The 20,459-nt window shown below is 49.0% G+C and carries 15 protein-coding genes and 6 pseudogenes; 11 read left to right on the top strand and 10 right to left on the bottom strand.

What is annotated here, in order from left to right:
* Positions 1 to 284: 284 nt before the first annotated feature.
* Entirely contained in the window at positions 285 to 512 is a 228-nt protein-coding gene (locus SPG90_RS20945) for a hypothetical protein (RefSeq protein ID WP_182947006.1), read from the bottom strand.
* A 300-nt stretch (positions 513 to 812) separates the two neighbouring features.
* Entirely contained in the window at positions 813 to 1,031 is a 219-nt protein-coding gene (locus SPG90_RS20940; protein ID WP_012543040.1) for a cold shock domain-containing protein, read from the bottom strand.
* Between the two features lie 292 nt (positions 1,032 to 1,323).
* Here SPG90_RS20940 and cspF point away from each other — a divergent pair, with 292 nt between their 5' ends.
* From cspF to SPG90_RS20925, 3 genes are all read left to right on the top strand, one after another.
* On the top strand, positions 1,324 to 1,536 hold the full coding sequence (gene cspF / locus SPG90_RS20935; protein ID WP_001446195.1) for a cold shock-like protein CspF: 213 nt from the start codon (positions 1,324 to 1,326) through the stop codon (positions 1,534 to 1,536).
* Positions 1,537 to 1,611: 75 nt separating this feature from the next.
* On the top strand, positions 1,612 to 1,782 hold the full coding sequence (locus tag SPG90_RS20930) for a YnfU family zinc-binding protein (protein ID WP_305955329.1): 171 nt from the start codon (positions 1,612 to 1,614) through the stop codon (positions 1,780 to 1,782).
* A gap of 155 nt (positions 1,783 to 1,937) precedes the next feature.
* Positions 1,938 to 10,520 carry a GH36-type glycosyl hydrolase domain-containing protein gene (locus SPG90_RS20925; RefSeq protein ID WP_322408319.1) on the top strand — a complete coding sequence of 2,861 codons (8,583 nt, stop codon included), beginning with the start codon at positions 1,938 to 1,940 and terminating at the stop codon, positions 10,518 to 10,520.
* Between the two features lie 19 nt (positions 10,521 to 10,539).
* Here SPG90_RS20925 and SPG90_RS20920 read toward each other — a convergent pair whose 3' ends face one another.
* Positions 10,540 to 10,773, bottom strand: a complete 234-nt coding sequence (locus SPG90_RS20920; protein ID WP_004132711.1) for a hypothetical protein — start codon at positions 10,771 to 10,773, stop codon at positions 10,540 to 10,542.
* Between the two features lie 93 nt (positions 10,774 to 10,866).
* Between SPG90_RS20920 and SPG90_RS22400 the strand changes: the two genes are divergently transcribed.
* The 4 genes from SPG90_RS22400 to SPG90_RS20905 all read left to right on the top strand — a co-directional run bounded on the left by SPG90_RS22400 (position 10,867) and on the right by SPG90_RS20905 (position 13,449).
* On the top strand, positions 10,867 to 11,103 hold the full coding sequence (locus tag SPG90_RS22400) for a YnfU family zinc-binding protein (protein WP_416208406.1): 237 nt from the start codon (positions 10,867 to 10,869) through the stop codon (positions 11,101 to 11,103).
* A 79-nt stretch (positions 11,104 to 11,182) separates the two neighbouring features.
* Positions 11,183 to 11,455, top strand: a complete 273-nt coding sequence (locus SPG90_RS20915) for a hypothetical protein (RefSeq protein ID WP_322408318.1) — start codon at positions 11,183 to 11,185, stop codon at positions 11,453 to 11,455.
* Between the two features lie 200 nt (positions 11,456 to 11,655).
* On the top strand, positions 11,656 to 12,564 hold the full coding sequence (lpxP, locus tag SPG90_RS20910; RefSeq protein ID WP_322408317.1) for a kdo(2)-lipid IV(A) palmitoleoyltransferase: 909 nt from the start codon (positions 11,656 to 11,658) through the stop codon (positions 12,562 to 12,564).
* A gap of 408 nt (positions 12,565 to 12,972) precedes the next feature.
* Positions 12,973 to 13,449: a GNAT family N-acetyltransferase gene (locus SPG90_RS20905; protein ID WP_322408316.1), complete on the top strand. Its 477-nt coding sequence runs from the start codon at positions 12,973 to 12,975 to the stop codon at positions 13,447 to 13,449.
* A gap of 293 nt (positions 13,450 to 13,742) precedes the next feature.
* Here SPG90_RS20905 and SPG90_RS20900 read toward each other — a convergent pair whose 3' ends face one another.
* The 3 genes and pseudogenes from SPG90_RS20900 to SPG90_RS20890 all read right to left on the bottom strand — a co-directional run bounded on the left by SPG90_RS20900 (position 13,743) and on the right by SPG90_RS20890 (position 15,037).
* The gene (locus SPG90_RS20900; protein ID WP_042718081.1) at positions 13,743 to 13,961 is read right to left on the bottom strand and encodes a hypothetical protein; all 219 of its coding nucleotides are present in this window, start codon (positions 13,959 to 13,961) and stop codon (positions 13,743 to 13,745) included.
* Between the two features lie 143 nt (positions 13,962 to 14,104).
* Positions 14,105 to 14,622: pseudogene (locus SPG90_RS20895) on the bottom strand (helix-turn-helix domain-containing protein); the annotation flags it as partial.
* A gap of 79 nt (positions 14,623 to 14,701) precedes the next feature.
* Positions 14,702 to 15,037 (bottom strand): hypothetical protein, encoded by a 336-nt coding sequence (locus SPG90_RS20890; RefSeq protein ID WP_248163003.1) that lies wholly within the window; start codon positions 15,035 to 15,037, stop codon positions 14,702 to 14,704.
* 361 nt (positions 15,038 to 15,398) lie between these two features.
* Here SPG90_RS20890 and SPG90_RS20885 point away from each other — a divergent pair, with 361 nt between their 5' ends.
* On the top strand, positions 15,399 to 16,112 hold the full coding sequence (locus tag SPG90_RS20885) for a biotin--[acetyl-CoA-carboxylase] ligase (protein WP_322408315.1): 714 nt from the start codon (positions 15,399 to 15,401) through the stop codon (positions 16,110 to 16,112).
* 61 nt (positions 16,113 to 16,173) lie between these two features.
* Here the strand turns inward: SPG90_RS20885 and SPG90_RS20880 are convergent, their stop codons facing one another.
* The gene (locus SPG90_RS20880; protein ID WP_111966120.1) at positions 16,174 to 16,557 is read right to left on the bottom strand and encodes a VOC family protein; all 384 of its coding nucleotides are present in this window, start codon (positions 16,555 to 16,557) and stop codon (positions 16,174 to 16,176) included.
* A gap of 1,243 nt (positions 16,558 to 17,800) precedes the next feature.
* Between SPG90_RS20880 and SPG90_RS20875 the strand changes: the two are divergent.
* Positions 17,801 to 18,027, top strand: a pseudogene (locus SPG90_RS20875) (LysR family transcriptional regulator); the annotation flags it as partial.
* Between the two features lie 52 nt (positions 18,028 to 18,079).
* Here SPG90_RS20875 and SPG90_RS20870 read toward each other — a convergent pair.
* The 3 genes and pseudogenes from SPG90_RS20870 to vapB all read right to left on the bottom strand — a co-directional run.
* Positions 18,080 to 18,234 (bottom strand): annotated as a pseudogene (locus tag SPG90_RS20870) (IS3 family transposase); the annotation flags it as partial.
* Positions 18,235 to 19,413: 1,179 nt separating this feature from the next.
* A pseudogene (locus SPG90_RS20860) lies at positions 19,414 to 19,541 on the bottom strand (VapC toxin family PIN domain ribonuclease); the annotation flags it as partial.
* Positions 19,538 to 19,768: a type II toxin-antitoxin system VapB family antitoxin gene (gene vapB, locus SPG90_RS20855; RefSeq protein WP_322408314.1), complete on the bottom strand. Its 231-nt coding sequence runs from the start codon at positions 19,766 to 19,768 to the stop codon at positions 19,538 to 19,540. The gene vapB and the pseudogene SPG90_RS20860, both read right to left, overlap by 4 nt.
* A gap of 125 nt (positions 19,769 to 19,893) precedes the next feature.
* Here vapB and SPG90_RS20850 point away from each other — a divergent pair.
* Positions 19,894 to 20,094: pseudogene (locus SPG90_RS20850) on the top strand (DUF4225 domain-containing protein); the annotation flags it as partial.
* A pseudogene (locus tag SPG90_RS20845) lies at positions 20,087 to 20,455 on the top strand (ABC transporter permease subunit); the annotation flags it as partial. The pseudogenes SPG90_RS20850 and SPG90_RS20845, both read left to right, overlap by 8 nt.
* Positions 20,456 to 20,459 lie beyond the last annotated feature (4 nt).

The raw sequence follows: 20,459 nt of genomic DNA, 5'->3' as shown, positions 1-20,459 counted from the left end.
GTCATACCTGATGAGCTTTAAATCAGCAGAGACATTTAGTGAATTAGCGCCGCCACTTAGCAAGGTTTTTCACAAATGGCAAGATGGCACGCAGGGGATAGACACCTGCATTTTTTCAGAGGATAGCGAATTACTCTATCTTTATAGAGGTGTTTCTAAAAAGTGTAATGTAAAAAAAGCCTGCTGTTAGCAGGCCATAAATGTTTTTAACTCATTTTTTGTTCGATTCTGATAAATAACGTAAGCATGCAATTAAACGTGAAGCAGAGAGCATAGCAAAAATGCTATAAATATTTCCTGGCCGCATAAAGTATCTCCTGTGACGTTAACTCCCTGTCAGTAGCCACATAAACAATGCGATGATCGCCAGTTAAGGAAGGAAAATCTGCAGACATAATCCGAAGATGCGTTTCTTCACCGTTTGGATATTCCTGCCTGATAGAGGATATACCTTCCAGAACGGTCATGACTTTACAGGATTCAGCATTAAAGAAAACAAGGACTTTAATCATATTCTATTACCCTGTTCTCTCGTGGGTGTTAACTGGCAGATGTCTTTAAGGTCAAAGCTATTACGTGGTGCTTTCGGAGATAGCCTCGCTAATTACGCACTTCTTATTTAACAAGCAGTTAGTTTGTGCTTTTAAAATTTTTATGCAGTAGTCCTGCACTCCATTACATCGGTCAGCGCACTCATAATTGTGAAAAATATGCTGATCAGATATTAAGAATAAACGACTTTCATCTGATTTAAGTTATGGATCTGTCTACTCAGGAATAATCCCTCATCGTTATCGCAGACCCACAATGATTTATTTATCGCAAAGTGTTACATTTGCAGCAGCAGGCCCTTTGTCTCCGCGGTGAATGGCGAATTCAACTTTCTGACCTTCAAATAAAGTTTTAAAGTTGTCGCCATTAAGTGCAGACAAATGGACAAAGATATCTTTGCTGCCATCAAGAGGAGAGATGAAGCCAAAACCTTTGTCTTCGTTAAACCATTTAACCAGGCCCATAATTCTAGAGGTCATACTGACTCCGTTATACATGATTGTATTGATAGTAAACGTATAAGATTAAACGTATAAGATTAAACGTATGGACTCAAGAGAGGGGATATCAACGATAGCGCCTGGTAATGAGAACTGCCCGGAAAATTTCTAACTTTTATTAGTACATCGAACTGATGGGATTCATTAAGGCACAGGGAATCGATATAAGCAAATTATCTTTTAGCCGTCCAGAGGTCCAGTAAGGAAAATAAAAGTGGCTGAATGCCATTTTCAATGTATAGTATTTAAGTGTTTTCAATAAGGAATTGACTTGTCCCATAAAATGACAGGAATTGTCAAAAGCTTTGATATTCTTAGTGGTAAAGGCCTCATCATCCCATCTGATGGACGAAAAGACGTTCTGCTTCACATTTCAGCCGTTAACTCTCGCGAATCAGAATTACTCATCCCTGGAAGCCGCATAGAGTTTTGCCGGATAAACGGTCTCAGGGGGCCTGTGGCTGCGAACATTTATCTTTCCTGATTTTCAGTGTGTCAAAATAGATAGATTAAAACTTAACCACATGTGGTACGGTGAAGCTCATTCATTGAAAGGTTAATGGTTATGTCTGTTATCAATTACGCAATGAAATTCTTCAGCAGTGCGTCTACTGCCACTGCTGCCTGTCCTGTTTGTGGCTTAAAATCAGTACAACCGTTGTCAAAAATCCGGCTCAACCAGACCATGCTTTGCCCCGGATGTAAGGCTCTGTTTATCTCCCGACGCTAGCTCGACCAAAACCGCAGAACAGAGCTCATGTCCTATACTTATGTTAGATTCCGGCAGCTGTTAAATCCCTGATGCCTGACGCCCATCCTGAGAGAACGTTTCTGAACTGATTTCGCAACTGCTCCTGCGCGCTAACGTCGCATCAGAGCAATGCTATGAAAATGAACCCAAGAGCGTGGTTTAACCGCTCCCGTATTCTGATGAATGCTGCCGAAAACATAACGTTTTCGGCGAACGATCCTGCCGGTGAAAGCTCGCCGCGGTCAGAACTCTTTTCGACCGTCCAGATGGAACGCTACGGCCAGAAGCTGGCGCGGACTCATAAAGTATCACCGGATAAGCATCCTTATTATCTTCTGAAACGGCTTGGCGACAATGAGGCCGTCATTACACAAAACTGCTATGAGCTTAACGCGGGTAAAAAGACCAGTATCATGCCCGCCGGTGAATGGCTGCTGGACAATTATTATCTGATTGAGGAACAAATCCGCACTGTCCGCCAGCATCTGCCGAAAAGCTTTGGCAAAGGTCTTCCGTCGCTGGTATCGCCGCTGAATTGCCCACGAATTTATCATATTGCATCAGAGGCCATTGCTCACGGCGATGGCCGCTGGGATGCCGCCAGCCTGACCAGCTATCTCACTGCCTATCAACAGGTGACGCCGCTGACGCTGGGTGAAGTCTGGGCGTTACCGGGAATGCTGCGCCTGGCGCTGATTGAAAATCTTCGTCGTATCAGTATGGAAGTGATAAAAGCGCAGCAGGACAGAAACCTTGCTGATACGTGGATAACAAGGATTGTCGAATGCGCAGAGAGTGCGCCTGGTGATTTAATCATGGTGGTTGCCGATATGGCGCGCTCCCGACCTCCGTTAACCAGTGCGTTTGTCGCAGAGCTGGTGCGCCGCCTGCAGGGGCATGGCAACGCGCTGTCGTTACCTCTGACCTGGGTTGATCAGTGCCTTCGGGAACAGGGGATCACCACTGACGTTCTCATACATAGTTTCAATCAGCAGCTTGCCGCCAGCCAGCTGTCCGTCAGTAACAGCATCGCGGGCCTGCGTTTATTGAGTGAAACGGACTGGGCTGATTTCGCCGAAACGATAAGCGTTGTCGAACAGGCATTACGCAATGATCCTGCCGGCATCTATCCCCGGATGCACTTCAATACCCGGGATCATTACCGGCACGTAGTTGAGGTTCTGGCCAGAGACAGCGGTCTCAGCGAGCCTGAGGTTGCTGAGAAGGCGCTGGCGTTTTCAGAGGAAAAAGCGCCTGATACACCGGAACATCATGTTGGTTATTATCTTGCGGGCGAAGGTCGACAGGCGCTGGATATTCATCTCCTGGCAGACGCCTCAAGGCTCATACGCTTGCGGCACAGTTTCAACAGAATAACCCTGCTGTCATGGCTTGGAAGCCTGGCGTTGCTGACAACCGCAACGACCGCAGCAATAATGCACGAAACCGCCATGCAGGGCGCAGACTGGCTATTGATCGCGGTGATATTACCTCTGATTATCGCATTAACTCAGTTAATGAGCGATTTGCTCAGTGATGCAACCACCCGTTTTCGCGTTCCTCGACCCTTGCCGGGGATGGATTTTTCAGCCGGTATTCCCGCTGACAGTGCTACCATGTTAGTCATTCCCTGCATGTTGACCAGCCACGAAAGTTTCAGCCAGCTCCTCACCAGTCTTGAAGTCTGCTGGTTGGGGAATGAAAACGAAAATCTCAGGTTCGCGCTGCTCACTGATTTTGCTGATTCTGAAAATGAACCCTCCCCGGAAAGTCACGCGCTGCTCAGACAGGCTATCGCCGATACGCAGGCGCTTAATCGCCGCTACCCCTCCGGCCGACCACGTTTTTATCTGTTACATCGCCAGCCTGAATGGAACCCCTCGGAAGGAGCGTGGATGGGCTATGAACGCAAGCGGGGAAAACTGGCGTTACTGAACAGCTGGTTGCGCCATCCCGGAACGCAATTCGTCAGCGTTGCAGAGATGCCTGCCCACCTTTTACCGGGTCACATAAAATACGTCATTACCTTGGACAGCGATACGGTGCTTCCGCGCGATACGGCACACAAACTCGTCGCGACGATGGCGCATCCGCTGAATACGCCTGAGTATGATCCGGTACGCCAGAGGGTTGTCAAAGGATTCGGTATTTTACAGCCCGGTCTTGCGGAGGAGATACCACGCAACGGTCAGGGGCGTTACGCAGCCCTGCGCAGCAGCGTACCGGGCAATAACCCTTATTCGATGATGTCTTCGGATATTTATCAGGATCTCTTTGGGGAAGGCTCGTTTGTGGGCAAAGGGATTTACGATGTTGATATTTTTATGCAGGCCACTACGAACATCTGCCCGGAAAATCTGGTACTCAGCCACGATCTGCTTGAAGGATGCTATGCACGTTCGGGTCTGCTGAGCGAGGTGTTACTGTACGAACAGTACCCTAATAATTATCTGTCGGATGTTGCACGACGTTCACGCTGGATCCGGGGTGACTGGCAACTGCTTAACTGGCTAAAACCACGCGTCAGAAAAGCCGATGGAACCCGGGTCAGGAATCCGCTGACCGCGCTTTCTTACTGGAAATTACTCGATAATCTACGTCGCAGTCTGGTCGCCCCCTCCTTACTGATATTGCTGTTCTTCGCTCTGCTTTGGGTACCCAATCCGGTTTACTGGCTGGGCATACTGTTGCTGATATGGCTGTTGCCAGCCATCCTCTGCATTAGCCACGACCTTCTGCATAAACCTCTGCGTCGCCGCGTGAAGCCGCATCTGTTACTGGTGGGGGCGGGCGCGCTAAAGCGTCTGTCAGGTATCAGCCTTAATTTTGCGATACTGCCGCACGAAGCCGGATATTCGCTGAAAGCGATCGCCGTGACGCTATGGCGACTGGGGATAAGCAGGCGTCACCTCAGCCAGTGGGTCAGCCACAGCCAGGACAGCAGTCAGGCCAGACCCACTGTTGCACGTTTTTATCAGGCGATGTGGCTGAACGTTGCCGGTGGCGTGGCGCTGACAATACTGACCCGACAATTTGCCCCGCAGCTGCTGGGGATTGCGTTACCGATCGGTTTGGTATGGTGTGTGGCACCGCTGCTGATGAGCTGGCTGAGTCGCCAGCCCGTGCGTAAGGTTTTTTCGCCTAATCAGGAACAAAAACAGCTGTTACGCCAGACAAGCCGTGAAATCTGGGCTTTTTTTGAAACATTTGCCACAGCAAAAGAGAACTGGCTTCCGCCTGATAATTATCAGGAAATACCACAACCGACGGTGGCACACCGAACTTCGCCTACCAATATTGGTCTTTCACTTATGGCTAACCTGACGGCATGGGACTTTGGCTACCTGCCTGGCGGAGAGGTGCTCCGGCGCGTGTCGCTCACGCTCGACACGATGGATAAAATGGAGCACTACCGGGGCCATCTCTACAACTGGTATGACACCCGTACGCTGGTCCCCCTGAGTCCACGCTATATCTCCAGCGTCGACAGCGGCAATATGGCCGGGCATTTATTGACCCTGCGTGCAGGCCTGTCCGCCATGCGTCATCAGCCTGTTTTAAGCAACCAACAGATACTGGCAGGACTGAACGATACGCTGGATATTCTGGAAAAACAGTGGGGTAAGAACCCACCTGACAGCCTGAGACTGCTGCGCAAGCATTGCCTGAACGCGGTGTCGCTCTCTCCGCAGGCGCTTTTCAGCGAACTGAAAAGCATGCGCACCCAGTGCAACCATCTGACCAGCGTATGTCATCAGGGATCTCCTCTTCAGATGCGCTGGGCTGGACATCTGGAGCATCAACTGGTTCAGCTTTGCCATGAGTGGTCTCTGTTGCTTGGCTGGTTGCCTGCATCCTGGAATGAACAGACGCTGCCGACGCTGAGCGAGCTTGCCCGTCCGACATTAACCGGTACAGGAACGCCTCCGGCGTCAGTGGCGGAGCAGGCCCGAATTCGACTCAATATTATCACCGAGCTGGAACAGCGGCTGGATGAGCATACCCGGATGGATTTCGCTTTTCTGTACAGTGAAGCAACCAGTCTGCTCAGCGTCGGTTATAACTGTGACACCAATATGCCTGACAAGAGCCACTACGATCTCCTGCCGTCTGAAATCCGCCTGACCAGTTTTCTTGCCATTGCGACTAATCAGCTGCCTCTTAAAAGCTGGTACGCGCTGGGTCGATTGTTTACCACGATTGATAATGAAACTGCCCTGATGTCATGGAGCGGATCCATGTTTGAATATCTGATGCCGAATCTGGTGATGCCCACTTGGCCCGGCAGCCTGCTCGATGAAATGAGTCAGTCGGCGGTTATGCGCCAGATTCACTGGGGGAAAGAACGCGGGGTACCATGGGGTGTTTCAGAGTCTGGCTATCATGCTTTTGATGTTCAGCATAATTATCAGTATCAGGCATTTGGCGTACCGGGGCTCGGTCTACGCAGGGGACTTGCCGATGACATGGTTGTTGCTCCTTACGCCACGCTGCTGGCGCTGATGGTTTCCCCACAGAGAGCCTGCGAGAACCTGTTCAGGCTGCAAAAAAATGGTGCATGCGGAGAATACGGTTTTTATGAAGCGCTGGACTATACCCCCTCACGTCTTGCAACCGGTCAGCTCTATGCGGTGGTACAGTCCTGGATGGCGCATCACCAGGGTATGGCATTTCAGGCGCTGGCTCATGTGCTGCTTGATGCCCCCATGACTGAACGCTTTATGTCCAGCACGGTATTCCGGTCAGCGAGTCTGCTGTTACAGGAGCGCGTGCCGGATGCGGTCGATCTGTACAGTCCGCGCCGTCATTTTGAATCTCATGAGGGCATGGTCAAACCCGTTCGCTATGCACCCCGTATTTTCTATAGCGTGGATACCCCCGCCCCGGATATTCAACTCCTGTCCAACGGCCATTATCATCTGATGTTGACCGCGGGCGGCGGTGGTTACAGTCGCTGGAATGATATTGCACTAACGCGCTGGCGCAGTGATACCACCCGTGATAACTGGGGAGCATTCTGCTACATCCGCGATACCCAGACGGGAGATGTGTGGAGCAATACCTGGCAACCAACAGGCTACACCAGCGGACAAGACGAGGAAGTGTTGTTCACCGATGCGGGGGCAGAATTCAGACGCAGCTTAGGGGGACTCAGCGTCAAAACTCAGGTGGTGATCTCTCCGGAGGATGATGTTGAATTGCGACGGCTCACACTGATTCATCGTGGTCGCAAGCCTCGCTCTCTGGAGCTGACAACCTATGCTGAAGTGGTACTGGCACCTGATGCCAGCGATCTGGCACACCCGGCATTCAGCAATTTGTTTATTCAGACTGAGCTGGCTCCTGAGCGTGACGCTATTCTTTGCCACCGGCGCCCGCGCTCACCGGATGAACCTGGCCCTTGCCTGTTTCACATGATGGTGGTGCACGGCGATAACCGACATAACGTGTCGTTTGAAACGGACAGGGCAAGGTTTATTGGACGTGGCAGAAACCCTGCGAATGCACAGGCAATAGAGACGGGAGGGATGCTGGGCAACACGTCGGGCTCGGTGCTGGATCCAATACTGGCAATTCGCAACGCCATCATTCTGCAGCCGGGGCAGCCGGTTACGATTGATATCATTTATGGCATCAGCGAGACCCGTCAGCAGAGCCTGGCGTTGCTGGAGAAATATCGCGATTACCCTATCGCCGATCGCGTCTTTGAACTGGCCTGGTCTCACAGTCTGGTGGTATTGCGCCAGATGAACGCCAGTGAAGATGATGCCACGTTGTTCAATAGTCTCGCCAGCGCTGTGCTTTACCCTGTCCAGGAGCTGCGCGCCGAAGGCCAGGCGATCGGCCGCAACCGGCGTGGCCAGTCCGGACTGTGGGGCTGGGCAATTTCAGGGGATCTGCCGATAGTGCTGCTGAGTATAACCAGCGAGGAAAGTATCACCTCAGTGACCACACTGATTCAGGCACACCGTTACTGGAGACAGAAAGGGCTGGATGTTGATTTGGTTATCCTGAATAACAGCCCCGGCGGCTACCAGCAGGGATTACAAAATCAGATTATGGAGTTAATTTATGCAGGGTCTGAAGCCAGTCTGCTGGATAAAAAGGGCGGGCTTTTTGTCCGGAACGGTGAGCATCTCTCCGCTGAGGATAAGTTGCTTTTGATGAGCGTGGCCTGTCTTTATCTTGATGACCGCGCAGGGGGTATTAATGAGCAGCTTAACCAGCGTATTCATACCCTGAAATCGCCGGCAAGGGCATTAATTCCGCGTGCTGTGCGCGAGCGTAATCAACATACGGACTGGAGCCCTGATACCAGTCAGTTATGCCATTTCAATGGGTACGGTGGATTTTCTCAGGATGGGCGGGAGTATCAGATCGTCCTTCGGGAAAATGCGCTTACACCGGCTCCCTGGTCGAACATACTGGCAAATTCTCGTTTTGGCAGTGTGATCTCAGAGGCAGGGCAGGCCTATACCTGGTATGAGAATGCCCATGAATACCGGTTGACGCCGTGGGAGAACGATCCGGTGAGCGATCGCAGCGGCGAGGCATTTTACCTGCGCGATGAAGAGAGCGGGGAGTGCTGGTCGCCGACGGTTTTACCTGTTCGCGGACACGGTGATTACCTGACCCGCCATGGTTTTGGCTACAGCGTTTTTGCACATCGTGAGAGTGGTATAGACAGCGAGTTGACGGTCCTGGTTGCTGAAGAAGATCCGGTTAAACTGGTGCTCCTGACGCTCAGCAACTCTTCGGGACGGACACGTCAACTTTCCGTCACAGGCTATGTAGAGTGGACGCTCGGAGAAACACGAACGCGCTCAGCCCCTCACATTGTGACACATGTGGCCAGAACGCCCGGCGGCTGCGGGGTGCTTGCGAATAACTTTTATGGTGATAATGGTGGCGGCCGAACTGCATTTTTTGCCGTCAGCGGTAATGACTGTTCTCTGACAGGGGATCGCCGGGAGTTTATTGGGCGTAATGGTTCCCTTCACGCCCCTTCGGCCATGAAACTGCAAAAGCTTTCTGGTAAGACGGGGGCCGGTCTGGATCCCTGCGGAGCGGTGCAATCGGCGGTTACATTAATTGACGGGGACCAGAGGACGTTTATTTTTATCCTCGGCGCAGAGGAGAATGATGTTTGTGCTCAGGAGACGCTGGCCCGCTACATGAACGAGGATACGGTCCGCCAGGAGCTGAACCGGATTCATAATCACTGGCACAATGTTCTCGATAAAATCGTAGTTAACACCCCTGACACGTCCGTAAATTTACTGATTAATGGCTGGCTGTTGTATCAGACGGTCGCCTGCCGTCTTATGGCCCGGAGTGGCTACTATCAGTCTGGCGGTGCATTTGGTTTTCGCGATCAGCTGCAGGATACGCTGGCTCTGAGCCACGCTGCTCCGGACCGGATGCGTGAACAGATAATACTCTGTGCATCACGGCAGTTTATCGAGGGGGATGTGCAGCACTGGTGGCACCCGCCACACGGCAACGGTGTGCGTACCCGCTGTTCCGATGACTATCTTTGGCTGCCGCTTGCTGTTTGCCACTATGTTGAAACGACGGGGGATATGGATGCACTGGAAATACGCATTCCTTATCTGGAGGGACGCTCGCTTCAGCCTTGTGAAGAGTCTGTCTATGACACGCCGGTCATCAGCGGCACCGAAGAGACACTCTGGTTACACTGCGTCAAAGCTATCCACTATGGACTTCGCTTCGGGGAGCATGGCCTGCCGCTGATGGGGGCTGGTGACTGGAATGACGGGATGAACCGGGTGGGTATCGAAGGCAAAGGTGAAAGCGTCTGGCTGGGCTTCTTCCTGTACGACATTTTGCAGCGGTTTGCAGCGCTGGCGGAGCGCAGGCTGGATGAAAGCGTCGCCGCGATGTGCCGGTCACAGGCTCTGCGCCTGCAAAGTAATCTCGAAGCCCACGCCTGGGATGGGGAATGGTACCGGCGCGGGTATTTTGACGATGGTACTCTCCTGGGATCGAAAACCTCACAGGACTGCCGGATTGATGCGATTGCGCAGAGCTGGTCTGTATTGTCCGGCGCCGCGAGCCCGGGACGGTGCGCAAAGGCCATGCAAGCGCTCGATAAGCACCTTGTGGATAACGAAGGAGGGCTGATCAAACTGTTAACGCCTCCTTTCGACGGACACGGTCCAAATCCGGGCTACATACAGGGGTACCTGCCCGGCGTGCGGGAAAACGGAGGGCAGTATACGCATGGCGCCATCTGGGCAGTGATGGCCTTTGCCCGAATGGAGAATGCCGAACGAGCCTGGCAACTCTGGTCAATGCTCAGCCCTATAAATCATACCCTGAATGCGGACTCTGTCGGGATTTATAAAGCTGAGCCTTATGTCATGAGTGCTGATGTCTACAGCGTCGCTCCCCATACCGGACGTGCAGGGTGGAGCTGGTATACCGGTTCAGCAGCCTGGGCCTGGCGTTTACTTACCGAGGAATTACTGGGGATAAAACGTTCCGGCACTGACTTTAGTGTTCATGCCAGGTTACCGGATGAGTGGTCGTCTTTTTCTATGGCATATCAATATGGTGAAAGCCATTATCAGATTAGCGTTTCACGCGGCGATGCAGAATATTGCGTGACGCTGGATGGTGTTCTCCTCCCTGATGACAGAATACCGCTGAAGGATGATGGACAAAACCATACGGTTGAGATCATTCAGAACTGACACTGATCCCGGAGGTGCATTAACGTCTGCCGTTAATGCGCTGATTATCCCTGAGAACATCAATCGCAGTCTGCATGGCGATTTTGTCATCCCGCCTTTTTTGTTTGTCCTGCATGACCTGAAGGTATTCCAGCAAGGTGCGGGTATTAATCGGTCGGCCCTGTTTACCCACAGCCAGCACGGCTTCGCCAAGAATAATTTTCACAGGCGGTAATTGTGCCGGATACCAGTCAAGGGTGTCTTCTGATTTCATCTTAAATTTCTCATGGAAGGGTAGTGTATCATAAATAAGACGTTCAATTTTCAATATCTGATATCCTGATTCAGACACAACTTAACATAACTTATGCCAGTTATTTTCATACTAAAGCGTATAATAATTACTCTATTCCTCAGAGAATTATTTATGTCTTATACAAAGGGGCTCAGGTATTTTAAAGAAAGACCGGTTCATGTTGCCTGCCCGGTATGTGCACACAGAGCCGATCAGAAAGCAGGTAAACTAAGAAAAGATGCGGTTCTTGAGTGCCCTGCCTGCGGACTGTTGTTCAGACCTTCAGAATGCTGGTGTATCGGCGGCTAAACGGCTTCTGCCACGTAACGTCAGTGATGTCGGAAAATGACAACGTTCCTCCTGTACTGCAGTTGTCGAGGGTATGATAATGAAATCTAAAAAAACTGTTTTTATTGAAGGACATATCCTGTCGAACAACTGTCACGGGCAGGCCGGTCAACCTTTCTGTATTCACCGGGTCAGGTTTAGTAATGGTAAATATGCGATTATTCGGGTGGCATCCGGGATATGTTTCAAACCAGACGAAATTATTCAACGAAACGATTGTGAGTGGTTTTATAAACTTACCAAAATTCGGCTTCTTTCTTTTGAGTACCTTGATGATGATGAATCAAGAAGACAATTCCTTGAGTATCAATGATAAAACCATGGATTTATAACAAAATAAATTTGCTGGCTTAAAATCACCCCTGGCTCTTTAAATTATCCACCAGTCATTGGAAAATATTTTTTCCTGGACTTAGATGGATTTAAATTATTGAAACAAAATGTATCGCTAAAGACGAATTGCCTCATTGTTTTCCTTTTGCGTTATAACCTTCATTAGCATTAAGGAAATTTATGGCACAGACTTTTACTCATAATTTACTTCATCCTCGTCACTGGCTTACCTGGTCTGGTTTGGGTCTGCTGTGGCTTCTTGTTCAACTTCCTTACCCGGTTTTACATATTCTGGGCTCTGGCCTTGGAAAAATATCCAGACCCTTTCTGAAACGCCGGGAACGGATTGCGATTAAAAATATCGAACTGTGCTTTCCCGAGATGACACCGTTTGCCCGGAGCCAGATGGTCAATAAAAACTTTGTTTCTCTCGGGCTGGGACTGATGGAAACAGGAATGGCCTGGTTCTGGAGCGATGCGAGAGTCAAAAAATGGTTTGATGTCGAAGGGCTTGAAAACCTGACCGGTGCGACAAGAGGAGTAATGGTTGTCGGGATTCATTTTATGTCTCTTGAGTTGTGTGGAAGAGTAATGGGTTTATGCCATCCTATGATGGCAACGTATCGCCCACACAATGATCCATTAATGGAATGGGTACAGACAAAAGGGCGTATGCGTTCAAATAAGGCTATGATTAATCGACGTAATTTATCAGGTTTTGTTCATGCGCTAAAAGCAGGTGAAGCCGTTTGGTTTGCACCAGACCAGGATTATGGGTCTAAAGGAAGCGTTTTTGCACCTTTTTTCTCGGTAAAAAAAGCAGCCACGACGAACGGAACGTATGCTCTGTCAAAACTCGCAGGTGCAGACTTGCTCACACTTAGCATGATTCGACGTAGCGATAAAAAAGGTTATCACATGTATATCAGCAATCCGCTGTCAGGCTATCCAGGGGAGGACAAGGTCGCCGCAGCGGCTTATATGAACAAGATCATCGAGCGTGAAATTCTCCGTGCCCCTGAGCAATACCTGTGGATGCATCGCAGGTTCAAAACGCGTCCTGAAGGCGAAGTCTCTTTATACAAATGAACAATTCAACTTGTCATGAGCCAGAATCTATCTTTCTTGCCACTGCGTATTTGTAAAAATGCGATAAGGAATTTTCGATCGGATTCATGTTAACGATGGCTTGACTGACAGCCAAGGTTAATCAATTGAACCGATTCGGATTTGAAGATCCGTTTTTCGCTCTCAGCGGACCTTTAGCTCAGTTAGATCGTCCGCTCTGTGCCAGGAGCAGACATTGCAAGCATCAGTCGGAGAAAGTCACGTCGAACGAGAAAAAGGGGCCTTTCACCCTCACAATGAACTACGCACTGTACGAAACGTGGACTTAATCCTTTTATATCCATCACCTTATTCAGAAATGAACGCTATTGACGATGGAGGACTTCATCGTTACTAATATTTCCAACACTATAAATTGAGAGGCACAATGTGATTTCTTTCCGACCGATGACAAGAGATGAGTATCCTGCTTATGTCGAATACTTTGTGAATGATTATGCATGTGAAATCGAATCAAATTACGGGTTATCCCTTCATGATTCTCTCGCCAGAGCGAAGCAGGAGATCTCGGAACTGCTTCCCGCGGGAGTTAACACGCTCGGGCAAGTGTTAATGTGTATTGTTGTTCAGTCGGAAAAGGCGAACAATCATGTAGGTTATCTCTGGTACAAACCAGACTCGACTAAGCGCACTGTCTTTATCTACGATTTTCATATTTTCAACTCCAGCCAGGGGTTAGGACTTGGCAAACAATCTCTGTGTGCTTTTGAAGGGTATCTGCAGGAAAAGGGGATTAAAGAGATCAGATTGCGTGTTGCAGGTGATAATGTTCGTGCCCGGCATGTTTATGAAACCAGCGGATTCGGGGTTACAGGTGTCAATATGAGTAAATCGATTAAAGACTGAGACACTGACGCGTGTTAAAACCCATACCAATAGTTGATACCCGATCTGCTATTCGCACATAGCGGACAGTTTCATCCCAAGGCGCTCCCATCAGCCTTCATTCGCTCATATTTGGCTTTCGAAAGCTCCGCTGATGTTTGCCTATCGGCAATACTTGCGCAGCAAACACGCTGCGCATATACAATTTGGGCTTACTTTTTATCAAACACTTAGACTACATTTCGCCGGCCAAATTTTTTGGATAAAAGCCATCATTGCCAAAGCAACATCGAGACATGCTTAATTAAAAGTGCTCACGCCTGCATCCCCTTACCCCGTGCCAAGTTAATCCTGTCAACGCATTCCCTAAACGCTTTGACTTGCTCTGGAGAGAGCTCAGATTCATCAATGTTGGCCAGAAGAGCATTAAGGGAGCGCTCAATATCATTTTTTGCTAACCGTAAACAGATAACCTTAACCCAACGTGGCGAGAACTTGCTGAGGCCGATTGCTCTTGTGATTCGTAATTTCATGCCATACCTCTCAACCACCAGCGTGGAGGTTTTCATACTCGCTTATAACACGCATTGGATAGACCTTCTGTTATTATTTTACCTGCAAGCTGACAATAGGCATTGCGCCTGGGACCAACCAGCTTTCAGCGAACATCAAATTTGGTAGCATCATCGATAAAAACTATCTGTGCGCATTTGGCCCCCCTTCCCTTAAACCAGTCATGAGGCCAGCCTTCAATCTGGATCAGTTCACCGTAGGATGGACGTCGCATGCGGCGCTGATTTATTCGGGCATGTTTACGACGGCGTTCACGCCATATTCCCTCCCCTACCATCCACTTTCTGAGAATTTCTACGAATAAACACAAGCCGTGTATCTCGCGCAATTTCTCACAGGCAAGAGTTGGTCAAGAACCAGCGTAGCGGTCTTTGAGGAGTGATATTACCGTCGTTCTAAATGCGGGCGTAAAAGCGTTATTTGGACGCTTTCCACGTCTGCGAGATATAAGACCACAGGACCTTCATTTCTGTATCGATGCACCAGGAGTTTAACCTGACGGATTGAGACCCCAATACGTACCGCAGCTTGTTCCTAGTTGATGTGACGGCTAACTGGCTCCTGAATAATCTGAAGCCAGTCGAGTTCCTTATGGCTCATAGTAACTGTCTCTTTGATCATGAAATTTCCCCCAGAAATCTCCTGGGGACATTTTAGAATGGTTCAAAGGGAATATTACAGCTTGGCGTTAACACGGTACTTACAATCGTTGTCTCTCGCTCATGATAGCGAGACACTTCTGAGAATCCTCCCTTAAAGCATTTTTTTCCTGGATACTAAGCTTCTTCCAGGTATTGAACATTTTTTCACCGAGCTCAGGAATATAGTGATACTGACGGAGCGCATATTCTGAATTTCCTCCTTCCACAAGTTTCTCCATGTCACGCAAGAACATTTCCTGATCGTTATGATCAATGGTACAGAAGACCGAGCGGTAGTAGCTTTCCTCTTCTGTCGAGTAGTGAGGTTGAAGCCAAAATACGACAGCACCGGCCATAGCAACGATAGGTAGAGCGAAATATAGTTTCTTTAACATTCAGGTATTGTGTTAGTAAAAACAGAGGACAAGTATAACCAGTATGCAATGCTAATGTAACGACAACGACAACGACAACGACAACGACAACGACAACCATAAATCATAACTGATTAGATTTTTTAACCCCCTCCCCCGCAGCAACAGAAATCTTCGTAGGTTGTTAAATACTGGCTTACCCCTTTTGATGAAGCAAAGTTGCGCGCAAAGTATTCATTTTCTGGCAGCAAACATTCTTAACCCATTATCCCCAATCACCGGAGGTACTGATGACCTTTGTTACCAGTCATGTCACCTATGTTTCACTGTTCAGGTGAGTTTGTTAGGATTGGCGACCTGGTAATTATCGGAACAGATGAGAATGACAGAGCTGATAACAATTGACTCGGTGGACAGTACTAATAATGAAGCGAGACGGATTGTCCAGCATACCGGGAACATGAATTTCGCGCTTTCCGCACGCGAGCAGACTGCCGGTAAAGGGCGATACAACCGCAAATGGATTTCGGCACCAGGGAATATCGCGGTCACCATTGTTGTTCCTCTTCCGGATGACAGGACATCACTACCTACGCTTTCTCTCGTCGCAGGGATAGCCATACATGATGCGCTGTCTCTTATTATTCGTGATGCTGACGTGCAGATAAAATGGCCGAACGATATCCTGATAAATGGAGCAAAAGTTAGTGGAACACTGATTGAAGCCGATCCAAGAGCCATTTATGTAGGAATTGGCATTAACATGACTGCCGATAATATGGGTCTGGAAAACATCGCTGCGGGACTGGCTGGCTTCACGGATAAAGATACTACGGATGTCCTCCAAAGCCTGTTGCATCGCTGGGATGACTATTTTTCCCTCTGGAAAACATATGGATTCAGCGTGCTGCGGAGTTCCTATGAAGGGAGAATGAAAGGGCTTAATCAAATGACTGAGATTTCACTGGATGCAGGAAAAACGCAGATAGTTTCCGGTATCTGCAGGGGCACTGATACGGAAGGCCGGATACTGCTTGAAACCCCAGATGGTGTGGTGAAGGCGTGGAATTACGGAGACGTATTGTTCCATAACTGATGCTGTTGAGTAGGCCTTACAATGGCTGACCAGCTCCACAAAACAGGCCTGCAACGCCCGCTTAGCCGTTAAGGTAAACAGACAGTTCAATGAGGTTGAGATCCGGATCGCGAAGATAAACGGACTCAATCTCCCCGCTGGCACCAGTTCTTCTTACAGGCCCTTCTTCAATCTTAACGTCGTGAGCATTGAGGTGGGCAAGCAGTTCTGCGATTGTTCCATGAACAATAAAACATAAATCCAGCGAACCTGGCACCGGCAGATGCGCCTTTGGCTCTATTTCCCGGCCGTATTCATGGATATTGATTTTCTGTTGACCAAATCTCAGTGCTGTCCTGCCCGCTCCGAATCGAACAACTAACATACCGAGTACGTCTGAATAAAAATCGACACAACCCTGCATATCACGTGTTGTGAGAACAAAATGGTCTAAATGAGAAATCATACTGATAAGCCTTTCGTTTGTTCAAAAACCGACGGGATCTTCCAATAAGATACGGCCATTCATCACTGATGGCACGTCTGATTTGAATCTGCCACGGGAAATCCCGATGTTTCTTTTAACACCTTAGCCCACCGCGCTTTCGCGGAATATAGGTTGTGGTCACATCAGTGGGTGAAATGACAAGTGAAATTTGGCAGGAAAAATGATGATCCTGCATCACCTTCTTAAACAGTTTTTGCAGTCTCTTTCTGAGATACCCCGCACCGTCATTTACGGATTCAGATTTTGACATGACCTGGTCTTCATGTCCGGCAAAGACCGCACATGTATGAACAGAAGAGGATGAAAGAGATGTATAACCTCTTGAACGCAAAAACGCCACAATTGTACTATCCAGGACACAGTCCTCTGGGTTAAATTCCATATAAATCAATACGCTGTAATTTATTACTTTCATATAAACGAGATGACCTCATATTTTTCTGTCTGCAGTTAAGGCAGATAGTTAAAATAACATCGTCATAGATAACATCCCACATACATCCTTGTGACAGTAAAACTGGATAGTACAGCTTAGTCAGTTACTGAAGAACCTAAGAAGCATGATGACAGTGTTTCGTTCATACAGCTATGGGTTAATAATGGATTATTTCGTAGCAATAAGAATGTTCAGCGATTCCACAGCAAATCCAACCAGGCGAGCCCTTTATCCTCCCGATAAAGAGATAAAATGGCCATTAATACCGTTAGGCCGATTATGAGCCGAAGAAGCGGATTCATCTGCATGACTTAACCTTGCATTATTTTTTGGTGTTCCAGAGATGATGCCAGGAGCCACCTGTAAGCATCAGGACATAACGTCGCAGCCCGAGATGTTGATTCCCGCGCATACCCAATCAGCATCATATAGATTCCAGTAATTTACATGATTTAAGTGTAGGTAGAAAAAAACTGGAAGTTATAATCACTCGGGTTGACACCGCTGGCATGAACACGCACCAGAACCTGACACAGGCTGTGGTTGTATGGTTCATGTATATTCCTGTTATGTAATTGGGGACGGATAGAAGATAACAGGAACCAGTCATCCAATTAATGGCACAGTATGGATTTGATAATTCCAGGATTCACACCAATCACGTGTGTCGTGTGGATTTAAGAGCAGCGCTGGGACTGATAATGAGCGGTGTATGCAGATCGAGCCTGTTTCATATACAGATCACTAAACCAACAGTGAAACTAACTGTTACAGAGGCCGCCGCTGCGCGACAAGGATCGAACGACCTGGAATCAACAGTTTGTGCGCAGGTAGTTAAGCGCAGGGCCGCTCTTTGAGGATAGGCTGTTGCCACTGGCAGGCGTACGGCAGGGCTGGGCTTCGCGCTCATGCGTGAGCCGCTAATCGCTCCTTATCTGAAGAGCGGCGAGCTTGTAAAAATATTCGATGCGGCAATTGATGATGGCCGGGGTTAAGATCTCTGCGCAGTGAAGGATAGCTATATGCCCGCAAACAGTTGGCTACTCCAGAAGGTTCCCGGTTGATATCCAGCGCTTTCATGGTGAGTCTGCTGTTTGTTGAGAACGACATTACCCTGCACACTGCTTTATCGCGAACAGGTCGAGAACCACGGCGAGATACGCACAGCGTTTGCCTTTCCAGATATATGTTACATCGCCTCACCATATCTGGGCAGCCGTGCTGCGGAGCATTGTGACAAAGCAGCGCTTCGCTTGTTTAACGATGAGTTTTTTCTACAATTTAATGGTGCTTTGCTATGTCAGGTAAAGCCGTCGTTCAGAAATACGCGTGTGCTCAAGGACGAGCCATCCCTGGTTCTTTGTATTAAGCTCTATCTGCCAAAACACCGTGACATCAGGACCAGCCCCACCCGGATCCACCACCGCCATCAGCGCATTACTCTCTTTCTCGCTGATGAACTGTTCGAAAATGAGTGGCGCAGATTGGACATCATTCACCTCGCGCAGTTCTTCGACGGCCTGATTTGATTTGGAAATAGAGATTGATTAGAAGGGTGAGTAACCGTCAATAAGCCTCCTGAACCAGTACCGATGCGCAGCAGGAAATGCCAGTAGTTTCGATACAAACTCTCACCCAGCTGTACGCTGGGGCTGTATTAAGAATAAAAAAAAGCCCGCTTTTGACGGCAGGCTAATGAGTTGACTATTTGTAAGGTAGGTGTGAGTAAGACCTATGCAAAGGAATTAAGCTGTATCGGCTGATTCACTATCGGTTATGAATAACCGTCAGGCATTCAGTTACTTCCCACAACTTAAAGCGTAGCAGCAGTTTGCAAAAACATAAAAAAAGGCCTGCGTTTTACAGCAGGCCCTCAAGGAATTTCAAACTGGTTGTAGTTATTGTCATGGTGCCGGGTGCCTCCCGGTGACTTTACCCCTGGTCAGTAAAGCCGCGTGCATACCTGCAGACAGCAGTTGACTGGAACGCCCCACCGCATAGGGGGATTCACCATTGCCATAATTTACCAGGTAATCAACTGAGGGATCAAACCGAAATACGGCAACTGCTATAGATTAAATTGCAGCCATTTAACTAAAATTTTACATTTTGCCGTTGCGTTTTATACAGCAAAATCCTAAATTCTCCATCCCGTTCTCATCTATTAAAAATCAGTTGAGAATCTTTTGTCGAGGGATGTGATGTCGCCTGTAGAGTCCCTCGTCTTTTTTTCCCTTTTAAAATTGCCCTTCAGTTTACATATCAAAATCGTTGCATACTCTTCCAGCCCGAAAGTTCAGCCTGTCTGTTAGAACGCGTCAACCAGCTGCACGTGGCGAGGCCTTTGGGCAAGTAGCACCGAAACACATCTTGGATTAGGTGATGGCCGAGACCACGATACGGTGGCCGCGCAGCACCGCTGCTTCAGGCGCTTCAGTACCGCTTCAGACTGCTCGCGCATGATGAACGAGCAGATATTGGTGTCGAGTATATAGATCTTGTTCACAGGTTAAATCGTCCTTCGTCGGTGACAACGTCCTCACGCTCCGCAATAAAGTCCGGGTCTGTTTTTTCCATTTGCGCGAACGAGCCCCAGGTCGGCCGGACGGGACGCAGGATGATGCTGTCCCCTGCCCTGACGATCTCCAGCTCGCTCACCCCCTCAAAATCCAGATCGTGGGGGAGACAGATGGCGCGGTTGTTGCCATTTTTAAAAATGGATACGGTTCTCATTTATTTCTCTCCCGAGTTGAAGGATATGCGAAGCATCTCCGGAATGATGGTCGCACACCGGGTATGTGCATATCCTTGGTATTGGCAGATGCACTGCATATGTATAGGGGTTGCGTATGCAGATTGGTGGGATCGTCATGATGTCCTCAATAACGCCGGTGGGCGTGGTGGCCGGCGCGGTGATTGTCGTAAATGGCTTTAACACGATTTCACGGTAAGCCGCGCACAACCTCCTCGGTGATAAGCAGACGGAGGGAATATTCGCTGACGGCTCGATGGAGAGCGCTGAATTTCTGGGCTTCAGCTGGCAGCAGGGGCTGGGCACCTCTTGCCACACATACCGCTGCGCTGGCGACAGAAATTCGTGCCATACCTTATATCAACATGCTGCCTGTTCTGGGTGTTGGCTGGCTGCGTCAGAGTCTGTTTTACATTTTCCCGGCGCTGATTGGCCCTCTGTTTCGCCATGCGATGCTGCGCTTACCGGGGATCGCCCTGGCTTTAGCTTCACTGGGTTTTCTTGGGCTGGGCGCATCACCGCCGGCGCCGGAATGGGGAAGAGTACTTGCGGAAGGAATGCCTTATCTGGAACGCGCCTATTGGGTCGTTCTGGCTCCTGCGGTAGCGCTTGCCGTTTTGTCTGTAATGGGCGTGAGTCTGGCCGGTCTGACAGGTCAAAAAAAATAAAAAA

This window comes from Enterobacter sp. D2, assembly GCF_034427575.1.
GTDB lineage: Bacteria > Pseudomonadota > Gammaproteobacteria > Enterobacterales > Enterobacteriaceae > Enterobacter > Enterobacter cloacae_M.
Note: the sequence above shows the minus strand (reverse complement) of the source record. Positions and strands in the feature narration are given on the sequence as shown.